27 protein-coding genes and 1 pseudogene are annotated in these 25503 nt (G+C 61.6%); 14 read left to right on the top strand and 14 right to left on the bottom strand.

From position 1 onward, the window contains the following. Both ACGVKB_RS03805 and ACGVKB_RS03800 read right to left on the bottom strand, forming a co-directional pair. A partial coding sequence (locus ACGVKB_RS03805) for a dihydrofolate reductase family protein (RefSeq protein WP_392349949.1) occupies positions 1-441 on the bottom strand: 441 nt, incomplete at its 3' end. A 30-nt stretch (positions 442-471) separates the two neighbouring features. Continuing rightward, on the bottom strand, positions 472-1392 hold the full coding sequence (locus ACGVKB_RS03800; protein ID WP_392349948.1) for a 6-pyruvoyl tetrahydropterin synthase family protein: 921 nt from the start codon (positions 1390-1392) through the stop codon (positions 472-474). Between the two features lie 51 nt (positions 1393-1443). Here ACGVKB_RS03800 and ACGVKB_RS03795 point away from each other — a divergent pair, with 51 nt between their 5' ends. Continuing rightward, positions 1444-2022 (top strand): shikimate kinase, encoded by a 579-nt coding sequence (locus ACGVKB_RS03795; protein WP_392349947.1) that lies wholly within the window; start codon positions 1444-1446, stop codon positions 2020-2022. Positions 2023-2029: 7 nt separating this feature from the next. On the opposite strand, the gene ACGVKB_RS03790 is transcribed toward ACGVKB_RS03795, so the two are convergent. Next, a complete protein-coding gene (locus ACGVKB_RS03790) occupies positions 2030-4930 on the bottom strand; it encodes a hypothetical protein (protein ID WP_392349946.1) in 2901 nt (966 codons plus the stop codon). Positions 4931-5676: 746 nt separating this feature from the next. Next, entirely contained in the window at positions 5677-5940 is a 264-nt protein-coding gene (locus ACGVKB_RS03785) for a chlororespiratory reduction protein 7 (RefSeq protein ID WP_392349945.1), read from the bottom strand. Between ACGVKB_RS03785 and ACGVKB_RS03780 the strand changes: the two genes are divergently transcribed. Beyond that, on the top strand, positions 5939-6616 hold the full coding sequence (locus ACGVKB_RS03780; RefSeq protein ID WP_392349944.1) for a DUF6816 family protein: 678 nt from the start codon (positions 5939-5941) through the stop codon (positions 6614-6616). The genes ACGVKB_RS03785 and ACGVKB_RS03780 overlap by 2 nt on opposite strands. Here ACGVKB_RS03780 and ACGVKB_RS03775 read toward each other — a convergent pair. After that, positions 6613-7782 (bottom strand): annotated as a pseudogene (locus ACGVKB_RS03775) (DUF2252 family protein); the annotation flags it as partial. The gene ACGVKB_RS03780 and the pseudogene ACGVKB_RS03775 sit on opposite strands and share 4 nt — an antisense overlap. 233 nt (positions 7783-8015) lie before the next feature. Then, positions 8016-8741: a glutathione S-transferase family protein gene (locus ACGVKB_RS03770; RefSeq protein WP_392349943.1), complete on the bottom strand. Its 726-nt coding sequence runs from the start codon at positions 8739-8741 to the stop codon at positions 8016-8018. A 59-nt stretch (positions 8742-8800) separates the two neighbouring features. Between ACGVKB_RS03770 and ACGVKB_RS03765 the strand changes: the two genes are divergently transcribed. From ACGVKB_RS03765 to ACGVKB_RS03745, 5 genes are read left to right on the top strand one after another with little or no spacing between them, the layout of a single operon-like run. Next, positions 8801-9007 (top strand): DUF751 family protein, encoded by a 207-nt coding sequence (locus ACGVKB_RS03765; RefSeq protein ID WP_392349942.1) that lies wholly within the window; start codon positions 8801-8803, stop codon positions 9005-9007. 7 nt (positions 9008-9014) lie between these two features. Next, positions 9015-9419, top strand: coding sequence for a 30S ribosome-binding factor RbfA (rbfA, locus tag ACGVKB_RS03760; protein ID WP_392349941.1), 405 nt, complete (start codon positions 9015-9017; stop codon positions 9417-9419). Further along, positions 9400-11007 carry a glycoside hydrolase family 3 N-terminal domain-containing protein gene (locus tag ACGVKB_RS03755; RefSeq protein WP_392349940.1) on the top strand — a complete coding sequence of 536 codons (1608 nt, stop codon included), beginning with the start codon at positions 9400-9402 and terminating at the stop codon, positions 11005-11007. Before rbfA ends, ACGVKB_RS03755 begins: the two co-directional genes overlap by 20 nt. Before the next feature lie 49 nt (positions 11008-11056). Beyond that, complete coding sequence (locus tag ACGVKB_RS03750) at positions 11057-12259, top strand: glycosyltransferase (RefSeq protein ID WP_392349952.1); 1203 nt, start codon at positions 11057-11059, stop codon at positions 12257-12259. Beyond that, entirely contained in the window at positions 12256-13053 is a 798-nt protein-coding gene (locus ACGVKB_RS03745) for a uroporphyrinogen-III synthase (RefSeq protein WP_392349939.1), read from the top strand. The genes ACGVKB_RS03750 and ACGVKB_RS03745 overlap by 4 nt, the downstream gene beginning before the upstream one ends. On the opposite strand, the gene ACGVKB_RS03740 is transcribed toward ACGVKB_RS03745, so the two are convergent. From ACGVKB_RS03740 to zds, 3 genes are read right to left on the bottom strand one after another with little or no spacing between them, the layout of a single operon-like run. After that, complete coding sequence (locus ACGVKB_RS03740) at positions 13029-13511, bottom strand: hypothetical protein (RefSeq protein ID WP_392349938.1); 483 nt, start codon at positions 13509-13511, stop codon at positions 13029-13031. The two genes, ACGVKB_RS03745 and ACGVKB_RS03740, sit on opposite strands and share 25 nt — an antisense overlap. Before the next feature lie 43 nt (positions 13512-13554). Next, a complete protein-coding gene (locus ACGVKB_RS03735) occupies positions 13555-13992 on the bottom strand; it encodes an SRPBCC family protein (RefSeq protein WP_392349937.1) in 438 nt (145 codons plus the stop codon). A 2-nt stretch (positions 13993-13994) separates the two neighbouring features. Next, on the bottom strand, positions 13995-15461 hold the full coding sequence (zds, locus tag ACGVKB_RS03730) for a 9,9'-di-cis-zeta-carotene desaturase (RefSeq protein WP_392349936.1): 1467 nt from the start codon (positions 15459-15461) through the stop codon (positions 13995-13997). Positions 15462-15533: 72 nt separating this feature from the next. Between zds and ACGVKB_RS03725 the strand changes: the two genes are divergently transcribed. The 6 genes from ACGVKB_RS03725 to ACGVKB_RS03700 all read left to right on the top strand — a co-directional run bounded on the left by ACGVKB_RS03725 (position 15534) and on the right by ACGVKB_RS03700 (position 19167). Next, positions 15534-15926, top strand: coding sequence for a HesB/IscA family protein (locus ACGVKB_RS03725; protein WP_392349935.1), 393 nt, complete (start codon positions 15534-15536; stop codon positions 15924-15926). Positions 15927-15983: 57 nt separating this feature from the next. Next, entirely contained in the window at positions 15984-16403 is a 420-nt protein-coding gene (locus ACGVKB_RS03720) for a tetratricopeptide repeat protein (protein ID WP_392349934.1), read from the top strand. A 116-nt stretch (positions 16404-16519) separates the two neighbouring features. Continuing rightward, on the top strand, positions 16520-17509 hold the full coding sequence (locus ACGVKB_RS03715; RefSeq protein WP_392349933.1) for a hypothetical protein: 990 nt from the start codon (positions 16520-16522) through the stop codon (positions 17507-17509). Between the two features lie 39 nt (positions 17510-17548). Next, positions 17549-17707: a hypothetical protein gene (locus ACGVKB_RS03710; protein WP_392349932.1), complete on the top strand. Its 159-nt coding sequence runs from the start codon at positions 17549-17551 to the stop codon at positions 17705-17707. Then, positions 17708-18898 carry a lipid-A-disaccharide synthase-related protein gene (locus ACGVKB_RS03705; RefSeq protein WP_392349931.1) on the top strand — a complete coding sequence of 397 codons (1191 nt, stop codon included), beginning with the start codon at positions 17708-17710 and terminating at the stop codon, positions 18896-18898. Next, entirely contained in the window at positions 18895-19167 is a 273-nt protein-coding gene (locus ACGVKB_RS03700; protein ID WP_392349930.1) for a hypothetical protein, read from the top strand. Before ACGVKB_RS03705 ends, ACGVKB_RS03700 begins: the two co-directional genes overlap by 4 nt. Here ACGVKB_RS03700 and ACGVKB_RS03695 read toward each other — a convergent pair. Next, the gene (locus tag ACGVKB_RS03695; protein WP_392349929.1) at positions 19115-20044 is read right to left on the bottom strand and encodes a TIGR01777 family oxidoreductase; all 930 of its coding nucleotides are present in this window, start codon (positions 20042-20044) and stop codon (positions 19115-19117) included. The two genes, ACGVKB_RS03700 and ACGVKB_RS03695, sit on opposite strands and share 53 nt — an antisense overlap. Positions 20045-20144: 100 nt before the next feature. Between ACGVKB_RS03695 and ACGVKB_RS03690 the strand changes: the two genes are divergently transcribed. After that, positions 20145-20399: an NAD(P)H-quinone oxidoreductase subunit O gene (locus ACGVKB_RS03690; RefSeq protein ID WP_392349928.1), complete on the top strand. Its 255-nt coding sequence runs from the start codon at positions 20145-20147 to the stop codon at positions 20397-20399. Here the strand turns inward: ACGVKB_RS03690 and ACGVKB_RS03685 are convergent. The 4 genes from ACGVKB_RS03685 to ACGVKB_RS03670 form a co-directional block, all read right to left on the bottom strand. Further along, entirely contained in the window at positions 20390-22435 is a 2046-nt protein-coding gene (locus tag ACGVKB_RS03685) for a glycosyltransferase family 39 protein (RefSeq protein ID WP_392349927.1), read from the bottom strand. The two genes, ACGVKB_RS03690 and ACGVKB_RS03685, sit on opposite strands and share 10 nt — an antisense overlap. Beyond that, on the bottom strand, positions 22432-23106 hold the full coding sequence (locus ACGVKB_RS03680) for a J domain-containing protein (RefSeq protein ID WP_392349951.1): 675 nt from the start codon (positions 23104-23106) through the stop codon (positions 22432-22434). Before ACGVKB_RS03680 ends, ACGVKB_RS03685 begins: the two co-directional genes overlap by 4 nt. Before the next feature lie 37 nt (positions 23107-23143). Continuing rightward, positions 23144-24112: a cysteine synthase A gene (gene cysK / locus ACGVKB_RS03675; protein ID WP_392349950.1), complete on the bottom strand. Its 969-nt coding sequence runs from the start codon at positions 24110-24112 to the stop codon at positions 23144-23146. Between the two features lie 83 nt (positions 24113-24195). After that, on the bottom strand, positions 24196-25503 hold a 1308-nt coding region (locus tag ACGVKB_RS03670), incomplete at its 5' end, for an iron uptake porin (RefSeq protein WP_392349926.1).

Genomic DNA, 25503 nt, shown 5'->3' with positions numbered 1-25503 from the left:
CTGGGCTCCCCCCAGCAACACCAGCCGGCGGATGCCGGCCCGCTGCAATGCCTCCAGGTGCTGCGGCCACGTGCTCTGCAACGGCAACCAACGCTCGAAGCCCTCAGCGGGCGGCTGAGGTGCCAACAACCACCGCTGCAGTGGCTGCTGGAAAAACAACCAACCCTGGGGGAATGCGCTCTGGTGGCTCACCACCACCGCAATCGGTTGGGGTGGCCGTCCCTGCTCCAGCCGTTGCTGCTGCAAAACAGGATCGCGCAGCAGGCAGGTGGACTGATGAGCCCTCAAGGTGCCGGCACCCAGCAAACAGGCATCGGCCCAAGCCAGCGCCTCATCGAGCATCAAGCGGTCGCCGACCCCGCCGAGCTGAGCCGCACCCCCACCGGCCGGAGCCAGCCGGCCGTCGAGGCTGACGGCCAGAACCAAGCGAACGGTCAGCACATCCGTCGAACCACCGGACCCCGTGATGGATCAGACCACGGCCACGGCATCCAGTGCCGCTGGGGTCATCTCCAGGTTCGGGGCTTCGGCATAGACCTCCGCGGCATTGTTGGGGCTTTCCTGCAGCCGCACCTTGTGCAGATGGGCGCCGATGGCCTTGATCGGACTGGACAGCCGATCGGCGATGTGTAGCGCAATGTTTTCCGCCGTCGGAACACACTCCGCGAAGAACGGCACGTCTTTGTTCAGGAAGGTGTGGTCAAACGGCTCCACCACCAGATCATCCACCAAGCGCTGCAGGGCGGAGAGGTCACAGACCATGCCGGTGCGGGGATCGATGGCACCGCGCACGGTCACATCCACCAAATAGTTGTGGCCATGGCCATGGGGACGGGCGCACTTGCCGTAGATCGCTTCGTTCTCCTCCTGGCTCAATTCCGGCCGTGCCAGACGGTGGGCAGCGGCGAAATGGGTGCGGATGGTGAGGTAGGCGTCCATGGGATGTCCGAGATAGTCGGCCCAAAGGCCCGGTTGTTCGTAAAGGCGAAGTGCCGTGATCGGCAGATGGGGGGAGAGGCGCTGCCAGATCAAACGCACCAACGCTTCGGTGGTGGGCAGGCAGCCCTCCGGTTTGGAGACGTCGAATTCCGGCCAGGCCTCATTCAAGAAGCGGAAGTCGAGCTGGCCGGTGACTTCATGGCGGATCGCATGCTTCACCTCAGACAGGTTGAGCACCATGCCGTCCGCGTCGAGGCCGCCGGCCATCGACACGATCAGCTCATAGTTATGACCATGACCTGGCGCCAAAGCGCAGGGGCCAAAGCGCGCCGCATTGTCGTCCGCCGATAACTCCGGCAACCAGTAGCGGTGGCTTGCACTGAAGCAAGCCCTGCGTGTGATCACACACCCACGACCTTGGCCGTGCCGTGCTGACGACTTCATTTCAGTCATGTGACGTTCCGGCCGGGAGGCATCCTAATGAGCTAATGGCGATTTCGAGTCATGGCGGATTCCACCCCCTCCCTGCGGCAGCGCCTCAGCGGGCGCAGCCTTTACCTGATCGGAATGATGGGGAGTGGCAAAACCAGCACCGGACGCCCCCTCGCCGAACAGTTGGGCTATGGGTTTGTTGATGCCGACGCCGTGATCGAACAGGCCGCCGGCTGCACCATTCCCGAAATTTTCGAGCGCGACGGGGAAGCGGGCTTTCGCGCCCTGGAAAGCCAGGTGCTGAATGCGATCAGCCAACGCCACTCCTTGGTGGTTGCCACCGGCGGGGGCGTGGTCACCCAACGCGCCAACTGGGGCCTGCTGCATAGCGGCATCGTGATCTGGCTCGATGTGATGCGCGATCAACTGCTGGCGCGGCTCAAGGCCGATGCCACCGCACGGCCACTGCTGCAGACGCCTGATCCTGAGGCCGCTTTGGATGAGCTGCTGGCGCAACGCAAGCCGCTCTATGCCGAAGCTGATCTCACCGTGGTGATCGATCAAGAAGATCCAGCCACCGTGGCCGATGGGATCCTGCAGCTGCTGCCGGGCCTGCTGAAGGATCCGCGTCAGCGGCCCGAGGACCGCTGAGCCCTGCTCAGCCCGTGACCAAGGGCAACGTGTCGGAAGCCACCACGTCGTAACTCCAGGACGAACCGGAATTATCGAAGGTGCGGTTGCTGAACAGATCGCTGTAGATCGCAGGAAAATTCACCCGGTCGTTGGAGCCAAGACCAATCGCCTCCACCAGCAGATGCGTCTGAGGATGGTCCAGTTGCTGCGCCAGCTGGTCGAGCGCTTGATTGAGCGCGGTTTGGGTCTGGGTCCACTGATCCACACCCGCAGCGGTCGGAACAATCCGGGGGGCACCAGCATCGTCATAGAGCAGGCCGGACGCAGTGATCGGGTCGCCCCCAAGGGCCGCTGGAAGAGGTATCGCCACCCCTGCACCTCCATCCCGGGCATCCCACCAGGCCCGGCGCTCCGGCCGACCATCGGTGATCAGATCAATATCCACCCAATCAGCGGAATCGACCGTGGACGACAACCCCGTCAACAGGTCGGTCAAGCCGTGCAGCGCACCGAGCATTTCGGTGCCGGAATACAGGTTGGACGCCAGCTGACCCGTCCCTTTGAACAGGTCACGGGCCTCTGGGGCTGGCAGACCACGCTGCACCCAGTCCTGGTTCGTCGACAGTGAATCCCCATAGGTTTGGTCAGGGGTTTCTGTCAGCAGAATCGATTCCTCCACCGGCAACCCACTGCCAAGGTCTGTCGGTGTGATCTCCAGCTTTTCGTAGTCAACGAGGTAGCCATATTTGATCAAATGAACATGAACATCTCCAGGGGTCCTTGCATCACCTGGATCATCCGCCAGCTCATACCGTTTCAACACCTCAGCCACTGAGCGGGAACTATTGGAGCGGGTATCAATCAATGGAACGTCACCGATCCTTTTGAAGGTCTTGGAGCCAACCTTGCGGAAGCCGTAACCCGCCTGCTGCAAGGCAGATTCATAGGCCAAAAAGGCCAAACGATCCTGTGCCTCAATGCGGGTGTTCGTACTTGCCAACTCCACCAAAGGATCGGGATTGTTCATGGATGTGGATTGATCCATCAACAGGAACAAGTGCACATCAGGGAGGCTCCGACCCTGAGCGCAATCCGGCGTAAAGGTATCCACAACCGCAACATCTGATCGATCGTTGCTCAGCTGCAGCTCAAGCTGCTCACCGCCTTCGAAAACAGCATCTCGTACAGGCACACGCAGCGAGAATTGTTGCGTTCGTGCTGGAATCACAATCTGCTGTCGATCAACATCCACCGTGAGGCTTCCAGCGGCGGAATACGCATTCACCGCGGCTAAATCCACCTGACCAAGAGCCGCATCAAACTTGGGATTCAGTGCAACATCCAGACGCTCGTTGAGTGTTGATGGGTGGTCAAATGCGACATCGAAGAGAAAATAAGCCTGGCCCTGATCGTCCACACAGCCCCCCTGAGGCTCCAGCCGGTCAAGGGTCACCGCCACCTGCGGGGCACAATCCTCGGCAAAACCCTCTTGGTCGCTGAGCTCGCCGCCCTTCTCATCCTTCAGGGTGAGCGTGACGTGCTCACCGCCGGTGAATTGAGCACGCTTCACCGGCACTTTGACCGTGAAGTCACGCACACCAACGGGCACGACAATCTGATCATTCACCACGGTCAGCAGCTGCGATCCACTGGTGACCTCGAGCGCCCCAAGCCGGCCATCACCACGGCCCCAGCTGCGTTGCAGATCCAGCTGAATCCGCTCATTCACCTGGGTGGCTTTGTTGAAGCTCACCGAATACATCACATAGGGATCGCCATTGCTATCCACACAGCTTCCCTGACCGGTGATCGCCTTGAGATCCACATGGGCCAACGGTTCGCAATCGGAGGCCAGGGCCTGAACGGCACTGCTGATCTCCCCATTGGCGTCAGTGAGTTCCAAACTTAATGTGCCCTGATCAACCGTTTGTGATTGATCGACCACCACCTTGATTGTGAAAGCATCAACACCCGCCGGCACAGAAATCTGGTCGCCAAGCAACGGCAGAATCTGACTACCGGACGTCACCTCCAATTGCTTGAAATGGGCAGCACCGACCCCCCAACTGCGCTGTAGCTGGAAGGGAAGATAATCATCGGTCGCCGCAGGATTTTTCAGCTTGACGTGATAAAGAAACACAAAATCGCCGTTCTGATCAGCACAACTTCCTTCTGCTTTAGTTGACCGAACTTGCAGCCCGGTCTGCAAACAATCCTCCGACAGCTGCAGCTCCTTCTCCGCTGCTATCCCCAATCCCTGATTCGTTACACCCAACGACACCACATCCTGTTCACGAATCCGTTCACCAACGGGCACGCGCGCCGTCACACTCACCTCATAACTCGTCGTATCCACCGGCAACATCACACTCCCCTGATCACCAGTCAGCGCCACATCAATCGCACTCCCAGCCACTCCCTTCACCTTCGGGATCACACGCACATCACCAAAACTCAGTTGATCTCCTCCGCTCAACTTGCTCAGATTCAGCTCAAACTCCGTCGCCTTCGCTAGGCCAACACTGAACTGTCCCGTCCAACTCAGATCCGCCGTCTCCTTATCCACCACACACGCTCCACGCGCCAACAGCTCTCCACTCACGCTCGTTCCAATGCAATCCTCCGACAGCTGCGCTGGAGCCCAGGGCGTCAAAATTTCCAAACCATCACGATCGATCAGGCGGACAAACACCACATCGCGATTACGAATGCGATCGTTCGCAGGAGCACTCGCAGTGACCGCAATTGAATAGGAGGACGTACCCCTCGGGAAGACAACCTGCCCCTTTCCGCTTGCATCGAGAACAACTGAGCGCGTAAACGGACCAGCCGCAGACTGCCCTTGAATCTCAACGGTGGAGAAGAACAGAGCATCTGGCCCCTGTGGATCGAGCTCTAAATCGAAACTTGTTTGCGCCCGGAGCAACCCAGGCTGAAAAGTTCCTTTCCATAACAACTCCGCCTCACTCCGATCAGCCGAGCGCGCACAACTTCCAGAGGATGAGAGCAATGCCGCATGGCTCGCACTGCAGCTGGTCGTGAAGAATTCATCCCCACTGACCGGAGTTCCATTGCGATAATCGGTCAGATCAAGCCTTAGCTTTTCAGAGCCATCAAACTGGGCACGTTTGATCGGAATCTGAATCGAAAACCGCTCTACACCTGGAGGAACAGTGATGCGTCCGGTAGACGAATCAACTTGAATTGATGCATCGGATGCTGTGATCTGATCAAACGCGACGCGCCCATCAGAAAGCGACCAATTTGGCGTAAACACATAGTCCAGAACCTCTTCAATCTTCGTTGCCTCCTGAAAAACAACGTTGTACAGAAAATAAGGATCTCGACTAGAGTCACTACAACTCCCGGCACCATTGACCTCCAACAATGGAACATGCCAATTCAGATCCGTTAGCGCACCACCGCCGACATTTGTAACCGGATTTGGACTGACAACTGTTCCACCACCACCTCCAACATTGGAGTCAGTATTTGGCGAGCAGTGGGGATTATGGCCAACCGCTGAAGGGCCAGCATTCTTGCATCCATTGGAAACCCCAGGGTTATTACCACCATGCACAGAATTGCCACCCTTCGCCATCGTTCAACCACGAGAATCTCAATCAAGACTAGAAATATTCAGGAATTCAATTCGAAAGTGAAACTTGATTTTTACTTGCTCGGCGGCTCCAGGCGCACGGCGAACCACTGCAGTGACAGTCCGGGGCTGAGCTCCAGATCACACGCGGTATCCAGGAGCCGCTGGGCTGCATGCTCAACACTGGGCTGATCGCGCAGGTCTTCGGGCAGCTGCTCCATGCCGCGCAGTTGAGCGGCCAACCATGTCAGGGTGTCGGCGGCACTGAGCAACTGCTCTGGCTTGCCAGGCTCAAGCACCACGTAGTCGTCACAGGCACGAATCAGGGGATCGGACATGGGACGCGCGTTCCTGGCTATCTGCATCAGCCTCACCATCCTGCTCAGCGGCAGCCCCTGCTGGGCTAAGGACGCCAGCCCACTGCAGCAACGCCTGGAGCAATGGCCGGATTGGAGTGGACCCGCCGCCCTGACCCGGCCCGGCAACCGGGACGACCTGATCTACCCGCGCTGGTTTGAGGGTCTCTGGTCCGTCGCCAACGACGACCTCGACGCCCCGGAGGAGGACACCATTCGGCATCAGGCCCGATTCCAGCCGGATCAACGCGGTCGCATCGTCGGCGATCGAGCCTTCAATGCCCGCTCAATCGGTGACGCCGTTCTCGGCGAGCAGCTGCTGCGGGTGGAAGACGACCCCAGCTCAGCGAACCGCCAGATGGCACAGCTGAAAGGTGACCTGCGCCTGGAGACCAGCGTGACTGGGCGTGGCCAAGCCACGCCGGCCGACGACACCTTCCTGGCCGATGAAATCGTGCTGCAGATCCTGCACGTGCCCGGACCACCCCGACTCAGCCGGATTGAAACCCTGAGCCGCTATCAACGCTGTGGTGATCAACAGATCTGCGGCGAGCAATGGCAAGCGCGCTATCCAGCTCCGGGGCAGGCCATGGCCAACACCCCCCTCAGCCAGCACCACTTCCAGTTGACGATGACCAAGGTGGAACCGGGGGCCTAAAACTCGTCGCGAAAACTCATCCAATCCATCCGCACCTGCTGGGCATAGGTCTGGGCGATGCCATCCACAAATGCGGAGAACTCCTGCTCACGATCACGCAGGATCCGGTTCATTGTTGACTCAAACACCCGCGGATCGAGGTCCTGATTCAAGCGTCGTGCCGCACGCAGGTGCTTGGTGGCGATGATCTCCGCCCACTGCTTGGCCATCTGGCGGTAGCCCTTGGCTGTCGTCAACTTGTCGGTGGGGAAATCGTTCTTAAACGGCGAGCGCTCACGAACGGAGAACCAGGTGTCGTCCATGGCCAGCCAGCCCAAATGCGGATCTGGAAATTCCGACAACGCTCGACAGGCCTCCGCATGGCGCTGGGCATGATTCTCAAAGTTGTAGTCGTACTCGCGACGTTCTTCCTCACTCAGATAGGAAAAAGCCGTCGGTTGATGTTGCTGCTTGACATCCAAAATGATGTCATCAAAAGCTTGATCGGTCTGACCGGAAATCAACAGGTAATACCGCTTTAAGCCGAGGGATCCAGTACCGGCACCCAGCCGCTCGGCCACATCCAGCACCTGATCCTGCAGCTCAGAGCCAGCCGAAAGCTCACTGGGAATGGTCGCCAGGTACTGCTGATAAGCGCGCAACAAGGCATCACGAACCTCCCCCTGGACAGGCGCCAACTTGCCATCAACCGCTTGAAAACGCCTGGCACCATCGGCACCAACAACGGACCACTTCTCCAACATGCGGCGCCGACTGCACTTTTTCGCTGTCTTGTTCAGAAAGCCCGCCAAGGGCTTGCAGGTGTTGCTCTGATCAAACGAGCATGACACCAAATCGACACGCTCAAACGAGGCCATCGTCTTGAGATAGCGCTTGGCAAACGTACGCACAGCAGCGGCGACATCTGATGCACCGAAATGCTCGTTCTGCCAGGCATCCAGAACGATACTGACTGCAAACCTCCAAATATCGTACTGATAATCAGCAACGAGGGAGTCGTCATAATCATCAAAACCGAAGGCGATATTGCCAGCATTGTTTAAATAAGCCCCCATGTTGTACACATGGGCATCACCAACCAGCCACGTTCGAGAAAACGCGCTACCACCAAACGCGTGCAACGTCCAATCACCGGCAAAATCCGACCAAAACAGATGGTTGGAGCCCCGAAAGAAAGCCTACGGAGATGCCTTCATCCGCTTGAATTTTTCAGCCCTTAACGCAGGGTCAAGGATGGAATCATGGTGCTCAACAGCTTCGACAACCCTCCCTTTCCTGTCATAACTTCTTGAGGAAAAAATAATATTTTTCATCTCCAATCACTCCGAGCTCACTCGACTTGGTCTTAGCCAGCACAATTCGCCCTGTCAGCGGCAAAAGCGCTGATGACCCGCAAGGTTTAAACCTCCTCGAGGGTTCGCTCCATCAACTTCAACTCCAATTGATCTCTCCACTGGAACAGTGGTTGCAATTTCGGATGATCACTCAACCCGGGCACCCCTCGACCCGCCAGGGCTGACCCCGAGGACGACGGGAAACGAATTAACGACAACTGCGCCGCAACCGCCAGATCCGCCAGCGACATCGATTCGCCCACCAACCATGGGTTGGTTTGAACACTGAGAGCGAGTTGCTCAAGGCTGGCCAACAACTCAGCCCGTTCGTTCTGATTCACCAGTTCACTCACGTTGCTCACCCAGCCCCCGGGCAGCGCACCCATCACCGAACGCAGCGGATCCGGCAGATCGTCCGGCAACAAGGCCACGCGGAGTTCTGGATCCAACGCCGCCGCCTGGACCAACGCCGAACGGGCCGCCGCCGCCAAGGTGGTGTCGGCCCAGTCCTCCAGCAGATGCATCTGTGCCGCCGCCCTCTGCTCAGCAGGGATCAGAGCCGGAGAGGCTTCACGGCGTTCCAGATGGCGGGCGATGGCACTGGAATCCGCCAACACGAGGTCACCGTCCACCAGCACTGGCACCTGACGCTGACCCGACAGCCGGAACACCGCAACCTGACCGAGACCTGGGGTGACCTCCACGGTGCGGAAGCTCAGGCCCTTGGCCTGGAGCACCATCCGCACCTTGAGGCAAAAGGCCGAATGGCGAAATTGATGCAGCTCCAGCATGGCCAGTTCTTGCCTGGGCCCGGCAGAGTAGCCAGCAGATTCCGCCGAGTGCCGCAACCATGCGGGAGTTTTTTGTCAACGTCACCCGCTATCCCCGCTATCTCGTGGCCTTCAGCCTCGGGGTGATCAATTCCGTGTTTGAGCCACTGGCACGGCGACGCAGCAACCCCGTCACGGCCGTGGCCCTGGTTGGCGCCTTGATCAGCGGATTCGTCACCCTCAGCCTTGTACTACGTGCCATGGTGTCAACAGCACCGATGGCATGACCACTCGATGGCACAGGGGCGTCGCGTTGAACGGGTCGCAGCACTGATCCGCAAGGAAGTCAGCCAACTGCTGATCAGCGGCATTCGTGATGAGCGTGTTCATCAAGGGATGGTGAGCATCACCAATGTCGAAGTCGCCGGCGATCTGCAGCACTGCAAGATCTTCGTCAGTGTCTTTGGCGACAACGAGGCGCAGGGCCAGGTCCTGGAAGGTCTTCAGGCGGCCAGCGGCTTCCTGCGCGGAGAACTCGGCCGCCGGCTGCAGATGCGCCGAGCGCCCGAAGTGAAGTTTCAGCTCGACCGCGGCCTGGAACGCGGCACCACGGTGCTCGGCCTGCTGAACCGCCTGGAGGACGAACGCCAGGAACGCGGCGAGATTCCCCCCGGCAGCGATGAGCTCCCTGACGGCTGAACAGCTGCGTCGCCAGGTGGCGACCTTGCTGGTGGTGCGCGCCAGCGGCCATCTGGAGGACAGCCAACGGCGTTACCCCCGCTGGGAACTGGCCAATGATCAGCTCCAACGGCTGCTGAATGACGGCGTCGGCGGCGTGATCCTGCTCGGGGGCAGTGCCGTTGAACTGCAGCAACGCACCCAGCAGCTGCAACGCTGGAGTCCCCAACCGCTGCTGCTCTGCGCCGATGTCGAGGAGGGCGTCGGGCAGCGGTTTGAGGGTGCCAGCTGGTTGGTGCCACCCCTGGCTCTGGGACGCCTCTATCAAAGCGACCCAGTCCAGGCGATCAGCCTCACGGAACGCTACGGACGCTGCACGGCAGACCAGGCCCGGCGCTGCGGCCTGAACTGGGTCCTGGGGCCGGTCTGCGACGTCAACAACAACCCCGACAACCCCGTGATCAACGTCCGGGCCTGGGGAGAGGATCCGTCAACCGCTGGAGCACTGGCCTCCGCGTTTCAGCGTGGCCTCGCGGAGGGAGGGGTGATCGGTTGCGCCAAGCATTTTCCAGGCCATGGCGACACCTCCAGCGATTCGCATCTGGATCTCCCTGTGATCCACCACACCCTTGAACGATTGGAGCGGGTGGAGCTGCCTCCGTTTCAAGCCGCGATCGCCGCTGGCGTCGACAGTGTGATGACGGCGCATCTGTTGCTGCCAGAGCTGGATCCGCAACGGCCGGCGACCCTCTCCACCGCAGTGCTCACCAAGCTGCTGCGCGAAACCCTGGACTTCAAAGGCCTGGTGGTCACCGATGCGCTGGTGATGGATGCCATCGCGGCCCGCTATGGCGCTGCCGAAGCCGCCGTGCTCGCCTTTGAGGCCGGTGCGGATCTGATTCTGATGCCGGGCGATGCCGACGCCGCCATCGATGCGCTCTGCAGCGCCTTCGGCGAGGGAAGGCTTCCTCTCTCCCGCCTCGACCAATCACTGCAACGCCGCCACCAGGCACTGGCACGGACAGGATCAGCGCCCCCGCCAAGCGCGTTCCCCGCCATCGTCACCCCCGAAGAGCACCAGCTCGAACGGGAATTGGTCCGCCGCACGCTCGAGATCAACCCAGCCCCGAAAATCAGCGCATCCACGGGCCTGAATCTGGTGCGGGTCGACAGCGTTTTACCCAGCTGTCATCCACTCCATGGCGCTGCACCAGCGCTGACGCTGCCCGCTGCCCAGGGCTTCAGCACCGTGCTGATCCATGGCCAGGGTGTGTCCCCCTGGCAGGCCAACCCGGAGGCCCCGCTGGCCTTGGAACAGCTGGGGCATGGGCCCGTCCTGCTGCAGCTGTTCCTGCGCGGTAATCCCTTCCGAGGAACCCAGGACAGCCGTGAACCCTGGCCCGCCGCCATCCAACAACTGCTGGACATCAACCGCCTCGCTGGGGTGGTGGTCTACGGCAGCCCTTACCTCTGGGACAGCCTCCAACCCCTGCTGCCCGAGACCCTGCCCGCGGCCTACTCCCCCGGGCAGATGCCGGAAGCTCAACACCAGGTGCTGACGCAGCTGCTGCCTGGGACAGGGACACGGGCCGGCGCCTTCACCGACTGAACGACAGACAACCGCTCTAACCTCGCGCCCACTGCCCCGGCCGATGGTGATGCTGAGCCTCTCGATGATCGTGCGCAATGAGGAAACACGCCTCGCTGCCTGTCTCGCTTCCGTGCAGGGATTCGTCGATGAGATGGTCGTGGTGGACACCGGCTCCGAGGACAACACCATCGCCATCGCCGAAGCCGCTGGTGCCCGGGTGGAACAGATCCCCTGGCCCGGCGACTTCGCCCCAGCGCGGAACACAGCGTTGACGTTCCTCAACGGCGATTGGGTGCTGGTGCTGGACGCCGATGAACAGCTCCGTGCCGAGGCCATCCCCGAACTTCAACGGCTGATGGCTGATCCCAACGTGGTGGTGATCAACCTGCTGCGCTTTGAACTGGGTGCCGCCATGGCGCCCTATTCGAGCGTCAGTCGCCTGTTCCGTCGCCATCCCCGGATCCAGTGGAGCCGCCCGTATCACTCGATGGTCGATGACAGCGTTCAGGCCCTGATCGCCGACGAGCCGCACTGGACGGTGGCCCACTGCCAGACACCGGCCCTGCTGCACGACGGCTATCGCCCGGAACTGCTGCAGGGCAGCGATAAGGCAGAGCGGCTCCGGTCAGCCATGCAAGCGGAGCTAGAGCGTCACCCCGGAGATCCCTACGCCAGCGCCAAACTCGGTGGCCTGCTGGTCAGCGAAGGGCGCCACAGCGAGGCCGCCAACCTGCTGCGCACAGCTCTTGCCCAGAGCACCGCCGAGACCCCTGAACGCTACGAACTGCTGTTGCATCTCGGCCTGGCCCTGACACCTTCGGACTCCGATGCAGCGATCCGTGCCTACCGCGACGCTTTAGCGATCCCCCAGGACGTTCGCACCGGGCTTGGCGCACGCCTCAACCTCGCCGCACGGCTGATGGAACGGTCCCAGCTGGAGGAGGCCATCGCCCTGACCAAAACGGCGACGGAGCAGGCCCCTGAAGTGGCCATGGCCTGGTACAACCTCGGCCTGATGCAACGCCAAAACGGTGATCTCGCCGGGGCACTGCAGGCCTACAGCCGCGCCCTGACCCTGGCTCCGGAGCATGCCTCCTGCCACCAGAACATGGCGGTGGCTCAGCTGCTGGGCGGCAACATCGATGCGGCGCGGGGCAGCTTCCGCCGGGCCATCAAGCTGCTGCAGCAACAAGGTCAGCCCGAGGCGGCGGCTCAGCTGCGTGACCGCGCCCAGGCGCTGGTGAAACTCGATGCCGAGGTGCTGTCGTGACCGCGGCATTGAACGGACGCACCGTGATCGTGACCCGCGCCGCCGAGCAACAGGGGGAAGGGCGCCGGTTGTTGGAGGCCGAAGGCGCCCGGGTGCTGGATCTCCCCGCGCTGGTGATCGGCCCACCGGATCATTGGGGGCCCCTCGACGATGCCCTCGCTGACCTCGAGAGTTTTCACTGGCTGGTGTTCTCCAGCGCCAATGGCGTGCAAGCGGTGGAAGATCGCTTGCAGCGCCAAGGACGCAGCCTGGCGAGGCGTCCACCCAGCCTGAAAATCGCCAGCGTGGGTCGCAAAACGGCGCGGCTGCTCACCGAACTGGGCACTGAAGCCGATTTCATTCCACCGGAGTTCGTCGCCGACAGCCTGATCGACCACTTTCCCGTGTCTGGATGGGGGCTCAAAATGCTGCTGCCGCGGGTGCAAAGCGGGGGACGCACCGTGCTGGCCGATGCCTTCGGCGAAGCCGGTGTCCGCGTGGTGGAGGTGGCCGCCTACGAATCCCGTTGCCCCTCCGACATGCCGGAGAACACCGCAGCGGCACTGGCCGCCGGGGACGTGGATGCGATCGCCTTCAGCAGCGGGAAGACCGCCCAACACACCGCCACGCTGCTGGCCCATCGATTTGGTGAGCGATGGAGCGAGCTCGTGAAGGGGGTCCAATTGATTTCAATCGGCCCTCAAACCAGCCGCCATTGCCGGGAGTGCTTCGGGCGGGTGGATGGTGAGGCCAGCCCCCATGATCTGGATGGTCTGGTGCGCTGCTGCATTCAGACGATGCAGACCGGATCCTGAGCATCGCCCTCCAGGGACAGCTGGACACAAGCGGCGGCGATATCGATCGCGATCACCGACCAACCCTCCGGAAGCAGGGCATCGGCATCGCCATCACAGCGCCCGCCGGATCCGAGGCAAAGAACACTGGTGTTGTCGTTGACACGCACCAAGGCACGGGGGATTCCGCCCACCTCGATCACCCCAGTGAGCAACAGCGCTCCAGGTGCAGCAATCCCCGCATCTCCTGCACCATCACCTGATGCGCCAATTGCAACCAGGGGCAAAGGCTGAAAGGGATCTTGACGCCCACCGGGAGCAGCGGCCATCACCTCCGCAGGCGTCGGCAACGGCCTGAGGTCGATGTCGGGGGGCTGCTGGGGCTGAACCACTGGGTCCTCACTGACCTCCACTTCGGGTGCAATGGGCACAGCCGTGATCGGCGCCGGAGGATCGCCGGCCCCACAGCCACTCAGCATGAAAGCGGTCAGGACTGGGGCCAGGCCGACGCGCAGCAGCGGATCAGTAGCTCTCCTGCACAAGGTCGCGAAAACGATCAAGGTTTGCCTGCAGCTCTTTGACGACGATCCCCCCCAGGATGCTGGGCTCCATCAACGGTGCCAAGATCCCAGGCAGCTCGTAACTGACACTGAGTTTGACCACAGTGCGGTCCGGAGCTTCGGGATAGAAGCGGACCGCACCTTTTGTAGGCAACCCACCCACGGATTGCCAGTGCAGTTGTTGCGCTTCCACCCGCTGGGTGATGCGTGCCTTCCAGCTGAAACGAAAGCCTTGCGCAGCAAGGGTCCAATCGGTGAGATCCGGATCATCCAGTGTCTTGACGGATTCGATCCAGCGCATCCATTTGGGCATGGCCTCCAGATCACTCCAAACGACCCAGACCTTGTCGACGGATGCCTGAATCTCTGTCGTAACGGTGTGTTCGAGCCAACGTCCCATGGTCAGGCCACCGCTGCGTTCGAGGCCAACCGCACCGGCTGCTCAAGGATCGCCGCTGCGGCCAGATGTCCACTCATCGTCGCCCCCTCCATTGAATCGATGTAGTCCTGGCGGGTGTAACTGCCCGCCAGGAAGAAATTGCTGATCGGCGTGCGCTGGTCAGGGCGATAGGGCTCCATCCCGGGGGCTTCGCGATACAACGACTGCGCCAACTTCACCACGTTGCTCCAGGTGAGGGTGAGATTGCGAGCCGAAGGGAACAGCTCACGCACCTGACGATCGGTGTGGGCAACGATCTCCTCCACCGATTTGGGGATCCAGGGATCACCTGGGGTCAGCACACATTGCAGCAGGGAGCCTTCACCCTCCTTGCGGTAATCCTCAGGGCTGGCTAGGGCCAGATCAGCGAAGCAACTGAAATCCGCATCCGCGGTGTACAGAAGGTTGTTCAGGCCCGTGGGCTGGGCCAGATCACGCCGCTTGGATTCATTGGCCTCCCCCAGCTCAGTCACCCAGCCGTCGTAACGCAGCTGCACGGTCGCCACAGGCACCGCTTCCAGTTGATGGATCGCCTCGAACTGGGGGAAACGGCGCCAGGCCTCCGGGAGCAAGCGTTGAATCCCCGGCACATCACAGGCCGCCAAATAAGCATCGGCTTCCACACGAACATCGCCGTCGGGAGTGCCGAGCTGCAGGCCGGTCACCACGGGAGTGGTGTCGTCACTGAACTCGACCTGCTTGACACGGTGGCGCAGGTGAAGCTTGCCGCCACGCTGCTGGATGTACTCAAGGATCGGCCCGGTGAGCCAGCGGTGCGGCGACCCCTTGAGCAGATTCAACTTGGAGGCCTCGGTTTTGGCCGCAAACATCATGAAGATGGTGAGCATGCAGCGGGCCGAGATCGCCTCACAATCGATAAAACCCAGGGCATAGGCAATCGGATTCCACATCCGACGGATGCTCTCCGGGCTACCGCCATGGCCGACAAACCAATCCTGGAAACTCACCGAATCCAGGGCCCGGATGGTGCGCATCGCCCCCTCGTAATCCACCAGGCCGCGCACGATCGGACTCGTGCCCAGGGCCAGCGCATTGCGCAGCTTGTCGATCCAACTCAGCTGCGGCGTGGTGAAAAAGGCCTTGAGTCCATTGAAGGGTGCTCCGATCGGAAAGCGGAAATCCAGTTCCCGTAGATCTCCGCCTTGATTCACAAAGAGGTGGGTGTGCTGCTTGGGGAGCAGGTTCTCGAAGGCACCCACCTTGCGCATCAGCGCAAAGAGATTGGCGTAGTTGAAGAAGAAAACATGCAGCCCCATCTCGATGTGGTTGCCGCCTTCATCGACCCAGCTACCGACCTTGCCGCCCATGAACGGGCGGGCTTCGTAGAGGTTCACCTCATGGCCAGCATCAACCAGATCCACCGCAGCGGAGAGGCCGGCGAGACCGGAACCGACAATCGCGACCCGCACCATCAGGTGTGCAACTAAGGGCGACTCTATGAATCAAGCTCCATAGAGTGGGGGGACGAGCCTGCGTCGACCATGACCACCACACCCAGCACAGCGCCGGCCCATACCGCCAAGGACGGAAAGGGCATCCTGATCACCGAACCCGCCATGCAGCAGCTGGCCAAGCTCTGCGGTGAACAGGGCGACAACCAGGTGCTGCGGGTGGGCGTGCGCTCCGGGGGCTGTAGCGGCATGAGCTACACGATGGATTTCGTGCCGGCCACTGACACCCTCGACGACGACGAGACCTACGAATACGAAGCGGCGGGTGGTCAGCGCTTCCAGGTGATCTGCGATCCCAAAAGCTTGCTGTACATCTACGGAATGCAGTTGGATTTCAGTACAGCCCTGATTGGCGGTGGTTTCAATTTCACCAATCCCAACGCCACCCAGACCTGTGGCTGCGGCAGTTCCTTCGCGGTCTGACCCCGGAGATCGCCGTCACATGGGACTCTGAAGGGGCGTTCCACCACGCTCCGTCCCATGGAGTCCAGCCAGGACAGCCTGTTCGAACAGGCCATGGCCCGTTATCAGTCCGGCGCCAGCGCCGCTGATGTGCTGCCCGATTTCGAGAAGATCACCGAGGCAGCACCGCGTCAGTCCGCCGGATGGACCTGTTTGGCCTGGTTGCAATTGCTCTGTGACCAACCCGAAGAGGCTCTGCGATCCGCCCGCTTTGCGGTGAAGCTGAACGGCCAGGACCCCCAGGCCCGCGTCAACCTCAGCCTTGCGTTGCTGGAAACGGATTCCAAGGGAGTGCGTGATCACATTCAAGTGGTCCAGCAGGTGATGGCTCTCGCCCCTGAGATGGGGGATGACCTCAAAGCTTCGATCGATGATGGGCTGCAGCGCCGACCGGGCTGGAAAGCCTTGGAAAAAGTAAAAAGCTGGTTGAGCCTTTAAGCCCCTGGGACTCTGCTCCCAGTCGTCGTCGCAGACCACACAACCACGACAGGCTGCGGAGATTGGATCTGTCATCAGCCACAGACCTGCTCACTCCACAGCCTCAGCCTGTCCCCATGACCATCGACACTGCGCTGATCAAGTTCCCCGAGGGCGAGCTGGCGGGACTGCAGCAATTTTTTCCCGTTCATCACGATGGGAAGCACCTGGTTCGATACAACCTTGTGGCGCCCGGTCAAGACACGGAACAGCTGCTGAATGGTGATTTCAAAGGCACCACGTCCGTTGCCTTTAGCGACGACGAAGCCGCGTTTATTCATTCGGTCTTTGATCGCCTGAGCGAGACCATCGCCATCGCACCGCAGGCCGTTGACAGCTTCAACGCTCCGCAACAACTGGACCTGGCCTCGGTGGAGCGCATCCCCGGAGGCAACAGCACCGATGGCATCCTGGACACCTGGGTTCCGGTGAACGCAGCGAACGGACAATTGAAGAGCGATGAGGCCTACGTCACCGCTCACTTCGAGTTGAACCATGAACCGGGCTTGAGTAACTACGAAGAGCATCTGATCGTTCATGAACTGGGCCATGCCCTGGGCTTAGAGCACCCAGCCGGGAAACCCAATTCCCGCAAGTACAACGACCGCGACACGGTGATGTCGTACAACAAAGGTGGTGCCACATACGCCACGTGGTTCAGCACGGCCGACCTTCTGGCACTGGGTGAAATCTGGGGAACCAACGACGATCTTCCTCAAACAACAACCCCGCCGGTGATCAACACATCAGCCACCACTCCAGTCCTGATTGATCAACTCATCAGTGGCGGCGTGTCCCTTCCAGACTTCGATCCAGACTCCGGCGATGTACTCAACATCGATCAGACGCTGTTACCCAAAGCCTCCAGAGCGCTTAAAATCGTTGCCTCCAATCGTGGCCTCAAAAAAGCAGCTTCAGGACGCAAGCTGCTGGTCTTTGATGATCGCAGTCACCAGCTCTATCTGAACCACAATCGCCGGTCTGAAGGATGGGGAAGCCAGGGTGGTGTGCTCGCCACATTTGCCGATGATGTCTTCCTGATCCGCGACGACATCCAGCTCGTCTAAATCAACGGCACGGCCAGCTGCCTTGCCAAACTCGAACAGATGTGGACCATCACACGGCTGCCTTCTCAGGCCAAGGCGACACCACCGATCCATCGCGCCAGTCAGTTGCGTGACGAACGCCTGGCCAGCGAAGCCAAGCGGCTGCGACTGATTCGGGAAGCCAATGGCATTCCCTGTCCCAACACCTGGATGTGGTGAATGGCACGTCTTCTCCTGTTAAGCAATGGCCACGGCGAGGATCTGTCCGGATCCCTGCTCGGGCGACGTCTGCAAGACCTCGGCCATGAGGTGACAGCCTTACCGCTCGCCGGCCTCGGACAGCCGTATCAACAGGCCGGCATTCCTTTGCTGGGCAGCAGCCACGAATTCACCACAGGGGGCATCGGCTACACCAGCCTCAAGGGACGACTGACCGAGCTGATCCAAGGGCAGCTGCTCTACCTGCTGCGGCGCCTGATCCGGCTGCTGCGCCATTCCGACAACATCGATCTGATCGTTGTCGTCGGAGATGTGATCCCTGTGATCGCAGCTTGGCTCAGCCGCCGACCGGTGGCCACCTATCTCGTGGCGTACTCCAGTCATTACGAAGGCCGACTGCGGTTGCCCTGGCCCTGTGGCCAGCTCCTGGCCAGCCGTCGCTTCCGCGCCGTCTTCAGCCGCGATCAACTCACCGCGGACGACCTCAGCGAGCAGCTCAAGCGAAAGGTGAGCTTCCTGGGCAATCCCTTCATGGACCCCGTCCTGGACGACGGCGACGGCGACGGCCGAGCACCAGCGAGCGGCCCGGTGATCGGGTTGTTGCCCGGTAGCCGTCGACCCGAACTGGAACACAACCTCTGCCGGCTGTTCCAGCTGGTGGAACAGCTGCCCGTCACCGCCGAACTGTCCTTCGAGCTGGCCCTGGTCTCCAGCCTCGATGACATCGAGCTGGCAGAGCTCACCAGAACGGCGGGTTGGACGCTGACCGCCGGCTGCCTGCACCGCAACGGTGCTCCCAGCATCCAGGTGCGGCGACAAGCCTTTCGCCGCGTTCTACAGAACAGCGATCTGATCATTGGCATGGCCGGAACCGCAGTTGAGCAGGCCGTCGGTCTGGAGAAGCCTGTGCTGCAGGTGGCTGGCGATGGCCCCCAGTTCACCGCCGCGTTCGCCGAAGCCCAACGGCGCCTCCTCGGACCCACCGTGTTCTGTGCCCCCGGCGAACCCGACCATCCGCAGACGCTCGCCGCCGCCGCCGACCTGGTGATGGAGCTGGTCGAACGCAGTCGCACCGATCCAGACCTGCAACGGCAATGTCGTCACGAAGCGCAGCGCAGACTTGGCAGCAGCGGCGGTGGCCCGACAATGGCCGCAGCGATCAGCGCCCTGTGCGGCCCTGTCAAACCATGACGGCAAGCGCCGAACCTTCCTGGAAACGCTGGCTGGATCGGCTGTTGATGCTGAATGTGCTGGTGGTGTTCCTCGGCGCCGGCTTCTTTGCCGTTGCCGTGGTGACCCAGAGCCAGGGCAAAAACGCCCCCATGGATTTGTTTCAGCAGCTCTGGCAACCGCTGTTCACGCCAGCGATCAGTGTGCTGATCATGGCGGCGCTGACCAGCGGCATTCTCAGCTGGTGGCAGCGTCGAGTGCAGAAGCCACGGTCGGATAACGAAAGCTGAACCCAAGCGTCTGCAGGCGTTCGGAACAGACCTGTTGACCTTCGAGCACCACCTTGGCGCCGTCTCCCAACAGCACCTGCAGCACCGGGCCAGGAACGGGCAGAAGGCTGGGGCGCCCCAGGCTGCGGCCCAGCTGCTTCGAAAACACCGCCATGGAAACGGGCTCCGGAGCCACCGCATTAACGACACCACTCACAGCGTTGTTCTCCAGCGCTTGCTGCAGGAGCGCGCAGAGATCACTGCGGTGAATCCAACTCATCCACTGCTGACCGCTGCCGATCGGACCGCCGAAGCCAGTGCGGAACACCGGCAGCATCTTGCCGAGGGCTCCACCATCAGCAGCCAGCACAATTCCAATCCGCACGGTGACCAAACGCGTGCCCGATGGCACCGCGGCCGCCGCGGCTTCCCAGCGCTGGCAGAGCGATGCCAAAAAGTCCGTTCCAGCCGCGCTCGATTCGACAAAGCGGGCCGTGGCGCTGGTGCCGTAAAAGCCAATCGCCGATGCATTGACCAGCACACCGGGAGGCGTCGGCAAGGCGGCCATCGCCTCCACCAACAGACGGGTCGTCTCAAGACGGCTGTCTTCCAAGAGGCTCAGGTGGGTCGGCGTCCACCGCTTTTCAGCAATCGGCTCCCCGGCCAAATTGACAACGCCATCGGCCTGCTTCAACGCCTCCAGCAACTCGCCGTCCTGCCAGGACGTTGGGCTGGCGGGGTTGAGCTGTAACCAGGTCAACGCACCCGACGCCCGCTCGGTGTCGTAGCCGCGCGCCAAACGACGACTGACCAGGGTGAGCTGATGGCCGGCCTGCAGCAGCGCAGGCACCAGTTCACGGCCGACGAAACCGGTGCAGCCGAGCAGCAGCAGACGCATGGGTGCAGACAAGTCCAGAGCGAGAGGCTAAGGGGGTTCGGCCCCCCGCGAGGCCCGGCTGGGGATTGGTTCTAGCCTGACCCGATCCGTTCGAGCTGCGATGGCCGAAACCGAGACTTCTGCACCTGCCAAAGCCAAGCCGGCAGCCCTGCGCAAAGGCGCCCTGGTGAAGGTCAACCGCAAGGCCTACAGCGCCAGCGTGGAAGCGTCAGCCAGTGACCCCACGCCGCCGGATTACATCTTCACGGGCCCCGGCGAACTGCTGGTGGTGAAAGGGGATTACGGCCAGGTGCGATGGAACCGACCGGTTCCCGACGTCTGGTTGCGGATGGATCAGCTGGAAGCCTATTCCTGAGTTGAGGGCGTCAGCTCCTGCTCCACGCGCTCAACAGCCGCAGGCACCGTTCGCATCGCGCTGGGCCATCGCCACAGCGCTCCCCCCAGGGCACCGCTGAGGTCACCCAGCGCCTCCAGAAGTGGATCAGGCGTGCGCTCCTGGGCGGCATCGGCCACCGCTGACGCGGACCAGACATTCCAGCCCGCCAACAACACAACACTGCGATAGGCCGCGGGCCAAGGGCTGTCCGGATCCAGACGCTGCAGCTCGCCAAACTGATCGGCCGCTTCGGCGGAGCGATTGGACAACACCGCCAGCAGGGCCAGCGTCCATCGCGCCTGTGCATCGTCGGGATTGTCGCGAAGGCGGGCTAGCGCCTGCTGGCGGACCGGTTTGCGATAGCTGAAGTGGCCTTCGAGCATGTGCTCCAGACCAACTGCGGCGAACACTGGATCAAGACCGGCAGGGCCATCGGCTAGGCCCTCGGCGAGCCGGGGGAACTGCTCTGCAAAGGACAGGCCACTGGGCGGTTGATCGGAACGGCGGCGCCAGAGCGAATAACTGCCCCCACGGGGCCGCTCCATTTGCACCACCTGCTCAAAGACCCCACTGCGTCGCACCGCGCGATCGAGTTTGAGGGCCGCCTTGCGCACGGAGCCCTGCTTCCCCTCCGCCAAGAGAACCCAGTCGGCACGCTCCAAGACGGGGGTGCGATGCGCACGGCTGCCACCCAGCTGACGGCCGACGAGCTGTCCGCCCTGGCGACGGCCATAGAAACTCACGTTGTGCTGATTGAGATCCGGTGTGCTCGGCACCACGATCAACGTGCGCGGCGCCAGCGATGCGTCGGCGCCACCGGCGGCCTCAACCAGGGCCTCAACAGGGCCCCTTGGACGATCCTCCAACCGATGCAGCTGGTGCGACCAACCCGCCGGAACGGATGCCAGACAGCCCAGCACCAAGAACGGCACCGCCGTGGCAGGCCGATGGCGTTGGAACCAAAGCCCCCATTGCCACCAGCCGCGCGCCAAGAGCAACACCAACATTGGCAACAAGGGGGCGATGTAGCGATCGCCTTTGTTCGGACTGAGGGTGGTGAGCACCCAGGTGCTGAGCAAATTGATCAACAACCAACGCCAGCCCGAACCTTGATGATCTGAGCCGTCACGACGCTGCCACCACCAGAGCAGGAGCCCCGACAGGCCGATGCTGAGCAGAATCACCCCGAGCTGTTCAGGAAGCAGACGCAGATACCAAAGCCAGCTGTCGACACTGAAAACCCCAGGATCTCCCTCCCGGGCCGCCGACTCAAACACCGCTCGATTGGTGCCTCCAAGACTGGTGATCCAGTTGTGCTGCAACCAGGGGCCGATCAGCACCCCAGCGCACAAGGGCAGCAACAACAGCTGCCAACGTCGACCAGCCCCCGTGCGCAGCGCAGTCCATAGCGCCCAAACCCCCGCCGGAACCAAGGCGAGCAGGGCACTTTGCTTCACCAACAGGGCCGCCAACGCTGCCAAAATGGCCAGCCAGGCCTGATGCCAGCGACCACCCTGGTCTGGATCACACCACACCTCCAGCCGCCACAGGGCCAGGGTGCACGTCGCCGCCAGCGGCATTTCCAACACATAATCCGCCCGGAGCTCAAGCAAGGCGGGGGCAAGGGCCGTAAGTCCACAGGCCAGAAGGGCCAGGCCACGCCCATGCAGTCGCTGGCCCCAGCCTGCGACTGCAAAGAGCAGCAGACCATGCCAAAGGCTGAGGGCCCAAGCCGCCTCGGCGGGCTGATCTCCCGCCACGGCCATCACGGTGCCGTTCACCAGAGAAGCCAGAGGCGGAATCTTCGGGGACAAATCCAGCAGGGCCTTCCAGCCCTGCCAAGCACCACCCGGAAGCAGCCCGAGGGCCCGCCCATGGTCAAGGGCACTGTTGAGGTAATCGGCCTGATCCCAGGCCGGAACGCCGGTCTGAAGCGACCACCAGCAACGGTCCGCAACGGTGGCCAGGCACCAAATTCCGACCACCCACCACCAGAAGTGCGCGCGCCTGATCACACAATCTCCAGCCGGCGGCGTTCATTCTGCAGTCGCTTGCGGCGCTGTTTGGCTTCGCGCAGCATCTCGCGACCATCGTGGAGATAGTTGTCGACATAGCCCATCGTGTAGCGCTCCAGTTCCTTCAAGGCATCGTCGACCTCTGACAGACAGTGGTAGACACTCAGCCCGAACCCCCTGGCCGAGTTCGGGGTGGGCAGCGATTGAAACAGCGTGGTCACCCGCTCCATCTTTTGCTTGCTGCGCTCCAGATAGGCGCAAAAGTCCTCCATCAGAGCGTCGTCGTAGGGATCGGCCGACAAGGCCTTGAACTGAGCGGGGAAAGGATTAATCACCTCACCGAGCAGCCGATCAATCGGGCTGTAGACCCGTTGAAGCCATGTCGCCAACGCAGCGTCCTCTGCCACAGCCTGACCATGGGCACGGTCGGCCCGTCGCCAGGAACCGGCACCGCGGGCCGAGTCGGCTGGAGTCGGTCGCCGCGTTCGGTCAAACGCCTCGCGACGGTCCCGGTCCCCCAGCACTTCCCAGGCCGCATTGAGGGCCAAAATTTGCTGGTCATCACCGCCAGCGTCGGGATGATGCTGTTTCACCAATTGGCGATAGGCCGACTTGATCTCCTCAGCACTGGCCTGAGTGCTCACACCAAGAACGGCATAGGGATCGGTCATGGCCTCACCGCGCTGCATCCATCGTCACAGCATCCCCTCAGAGGTGGCCATCCCGACGGGCCAGCAGCGAACCCGATGAACTGAACATGGGGGTGGAGAGGTAACGCTCTCCGGTGCTGGCCAGCATCACCACCATCCGCTTGCCGGCCATCTCCTCAGAACGCCCAATCCGCACAGCGGCGGCGACGGCGGCACCACTGCTGATGCCACAAAGCAGGCCTTCATCACGGGCCAGACGGCGCCCCATCTCCATGGCCTCCTCATCCGTCACGGTGATGATCGAATCAATCTGATCTTGGTCGAGCACCGCCGGGATAAAGCCTGCACCGATGCCCTGGATGCGATGGGCCCCAGCAGGTTCCCCGGACAACACCGCACTGGCGGCCGGTTCCACCGCCACCACCTGCAGTTGGGGATTGCGCTGTCGCAGAACACGACCACAACCGGTGATGGTGCCGCCGGTGCCAACTCCGGCCACCAACACATCGATCCGCCCCTCGCAATCGGTCCAGATCTCTTCCGCGGTGGTGCGTTCATGCACCGCAGGATTGGCGGGATTATCGAATTGCTGCAGCAGATAGGCCTCCGGGATCTCCTCCACCAGTTCTTGGGCCAGGGCAATCGCACCGGCCATGCCATCGGCGCCATCGGTCAGCTGCAGTTCAGCCCCATAGGCCCTCAGCATCGAACGCCGCTCGGTGCTCATCGTGTCCGGCATCGTCAGGATCAGCCGGTAGCCACGTGCAGCGGCAACCATCGCCAGGGCAATCCCGGTGTTGCCACTGGTGGGCTCAACGAGCACCGTGCGACCCGGCACCAACGTGCCCTTGGCTTCTGCCTCAAGAACCATCGCACTGGCCACTCGGTCCTTGACCGAGGCCGATGGATTGAAACTTTCCAACTTGGCGAGCAGCTCCGCCTGACAACCGTCCTGCTGCGGCAAACGATTGAGTCTGACCAGCGGTGTTCGACCGATCAGATCTGTGATGTCCCGAGCGATGGCCATGCCTGCAGCCTGCCAAAACCAGAGCAGAAAAAAAGCCCCCCTTCCGGGAGGCTCGGCCAACGATGCTGGCGAAAGGGCGTGAATCAGAACTTGAACACGGTCTGCACAACGCCACCAATCCCACCAACGCTCTTGTCGTCGGGTGTGAGGTCGCCCATGGGACGGGACAGCCAAAAGACACCCGGGGTGATAGCGATGTTGTCGGTGACCTGGAACTGGTACCAGAGTTCCAGGGCGTAATTGCCATCGTCCGGAGTGCCCTTGTCCAGAGCGCTCACGAACTGGGGCTGACCCACCGCAAAACCGAGATCGTTGCCTTCGAGGAACACATCGCTCCACTGAAGTCCCACCATCCAGGACGCCAGCTTCTCAGCGTTGTTGTAAGCGAAGTCGCCACTCAGATACGACTTACTAAAGCCAGCACTGATCGACGGCACCCAGCCGGACTCCTCCGGTGCCCAGAAGCCGTTCACCGACCAGCTGTGGGCTTCGGCTTCACTGCGGAAGCCATCGCCGATCACGCTGTTGCAGTTCTGATTCCAGCTGTTCACAGCAGCAAAGCTGGTGCCGCTCTTGAAGCTGGTATCGCACTGGCTGTAGCGGTATCCGGCAGCAAGACCCCACTGCTTGGAGCCATAGGCCAGCTGTGAAGTGAAGGCTCCATTGGCGTTGTCGGTCATGATGCCGCCCGCGTTCGGGTTGCTCAGGTTGCCGTTCTCCGCCACGTAGTTGGCCGCAACGGTCCAATAGGCATCACCTTTGGCATGGTCGGAGCGGTAGATCGCACCAAAACCGGCGCCTGTGGTCTTGCTCCACACACCAGGGGTTCCCAAGAAACCACCGAAAAATGCCAGCTGTGTTCCGGCTCCCCGTGCGTAGGCCGTGGGCTTGTAGCCCATCATTTCGGTGTTACGAACCAGGGGACCGGCGACCACCGTGAAGTTGCTGCCCAGAGGGAAGCGGTAGTACAGGCGATCGATTTTGACGGTGTTGTCGGTGTTGGAGGCAACATCCAGGGTCGTCAGGTTGACACCCTGCCCCTTGAACACGTTGTCAAAGTTGCCGGACCGCAAACGCGTGAACAGCAGATCCTTACCGGTGAAGGACGTCTTCAGGCCAAGACGCAGGTCGTAACTGAAGTTGAGCGCACCCTGACTGGCGTTGTAGTCATCACGGATATTGCCGGGGTTGTCACCCTTGGCATGAACGGCACCGAGCACGAAGGTGGCCTGTCCCTTGAGCTTGGTGGTGGTGGAGAACTGAGTTGCTTCCAGTTCACCAACGCGGGCTTCCAGACCGTCCACGCGGCCGCGCAGCACAGCCAGTTCGGTTTCGAATTCCTTGATCAGGCGACGCAGTTCGTCGGTGATCTCAGTGATGCGGTCGAGGCA

The organism is Parasynechococcus sp. (assembly GCF_042954325.1).
Lineage (GTDB): Bacteria > Cyanobacteriota > Cyanobacteriia > PCC-6307 > Cyanobiaceae > Parasynechococcus.
This window is presented reverse-complemented; position numbering and strand designations above follow the sequence as displayed.

Excerpts from the sequence above, each read along its gene's own strand:
- ACGVKB_RS03725 (WP_392349935.1), top strand. The coding sequence starts at position 15,534 with ATGACCACCACACCCAGCACAGCGCCGGCCCATACCGCCAAGGACGGA.
- ACGVKB_RS03695 (WP_392349929.1), bottom strand. The coding sequence starts at position 20,044 with ATGCGTCTGCTGCTGCTCGGCTGCACCGGTTTCGTCGGCCGTGAACTG.
- ACGVKB_RS03720 (WP_392349934.1), top strand. The coding sequence starts at position 15,984 with ATGGAGTCCAGCCAGGACAGCCTGTTCGAACAGGCCATGGCCCGTTAT.
- ACGVKB_RS03680 (WP_392349951.1), bottom strand. The coding sequence starts at position 23,106 with ATGACCGATCCCTATGCCGTTCTTGGTGTGAGCACTCAGGCCAGTGCT.
- ACGVKB_RS03795 (WP_392349947.1), top strand. The coding sequence starts at position 1,444 with ATGGCGGATTCCACCCCCTCCCTGCGGCAGCGCCTCAGCGGGCGCAGC.
- ACGVKB_RS03700 (WP_392349930.1), top strand. The coding sequence starts at position 18,895 with ATGACGGCAAGCGCCGAACCTTCCTGGAAACGCTGGCTGGATCGGCTG.
- ACGVKB_RS03735 (WP_392349937.1), bottom strand. The coding sequence starts at position 13,992 with ATGGGACGTTGGCTCGAACACACCGTTACGACAGAGATTCAGGCATCC.
- ACGVKB_RS03710 (WP_392349932.1), top strand. The coding sequence starts at position 17,549 with ATGTGGACCATCACACGGCTGCCTTCTCAGGCCAAGGCGACACCACCG.
- ACGVKB_RS03740 (WP_392349938.1), bottom strand. The coding sequence starts at position 13,511 with ATGCTGAGTGGCTGTGGGGCCGGCGATCCTCCGGCGCCGATCACGGCT.
- ACGVKB_RS03780 (WP_392349944.1), top strand. The coding sequence starts at position 5,939 with ATGGGACGCGCGTTCCTGGCTATCTGCATCAGCCTCACCATCCTGCTC.
- cysK (WP_392349950.1), bottom strand. The coding sequence starts at position 24,112 with ATGGCCATCGCTCGGGACATCACAGATCTGATCGGTCGAACACCGCTG.
- ACGVKB_RS03750 (WP_392349952.1), top strand. The coding sequence starts at position 11,057 with ATGCTGAGCCTCTCGATGATCGTGCGCAATGAGGAAACACGCCTCGCT.
- ACGVKB_RS03785 (WP_392349945.1), bottom strand. The coding sequence starts at position 5,940 with ATGTCCGATCCCCTGATTCGTGCCTGTGACGACTACGTGGTGCTTGAG.
- ACGVKB_RS03690 (WP_392349928.1), top strand. The coding sequence starts at position 20,145 with ATGGCCGAAACCGAGACTTCTGCACCTGCCAAAGCCAAGCCGGCAGCC.
- ACGVKB_RS03715 (WP_392349933.1), top strand. The coding sequence starts at position 16,520 with ATGACCATCGACACTGCGCTGATCAAGTTCCCCGAGGGCGAGCTGGCG.
- ACGVKB_RS03705 (WP_392349931.1), top strand. The coding sequence starts at position 17,708 with ATGGCACGTCTTCTCCTGTTAAGCAATGGCCACGGCGAGGATCTGTCC.
- ACGVKB_RS03770 (WP_392349943.1), bottom strand. The coding sequence starts at position 8,741 with ATGCTGGAGCTGCATCAATTTCGCCATTCGGCCTTTTGCCTCAAGGTG.
- rbfA (WP_392349941.1), top strand. The coding sequence starts at position 9,015 with ATGGCACAGGGGCGTCGCGTTGAACGGGTCGCAGCACTGATCCGCAAG.
- ACGVKB_RS03765 (WP_392349942.1), top strand. The coding sequence starts at position 8,801 with ATGCGGGAGTTTTTTGTCAACGTCACCCGCTATCCCCGCTATCTCGTG.
- ACGVKB_RS03800 (WP_392349948.1), bottom strand. The coding sequence starts at position 1,392 with ATGACTGAAATGAAGTCGTCAGCACGGCACGGCCAAGGTCGTGGGTGT.
- ACGVKB_RS03755 (WP_392349940.1), top strand. The coding sequence starts at position 9,400 with ATGAGCTCCCTGACGGCTGAACAGCTGCGTCGCCAGGTGGCGACCTTG.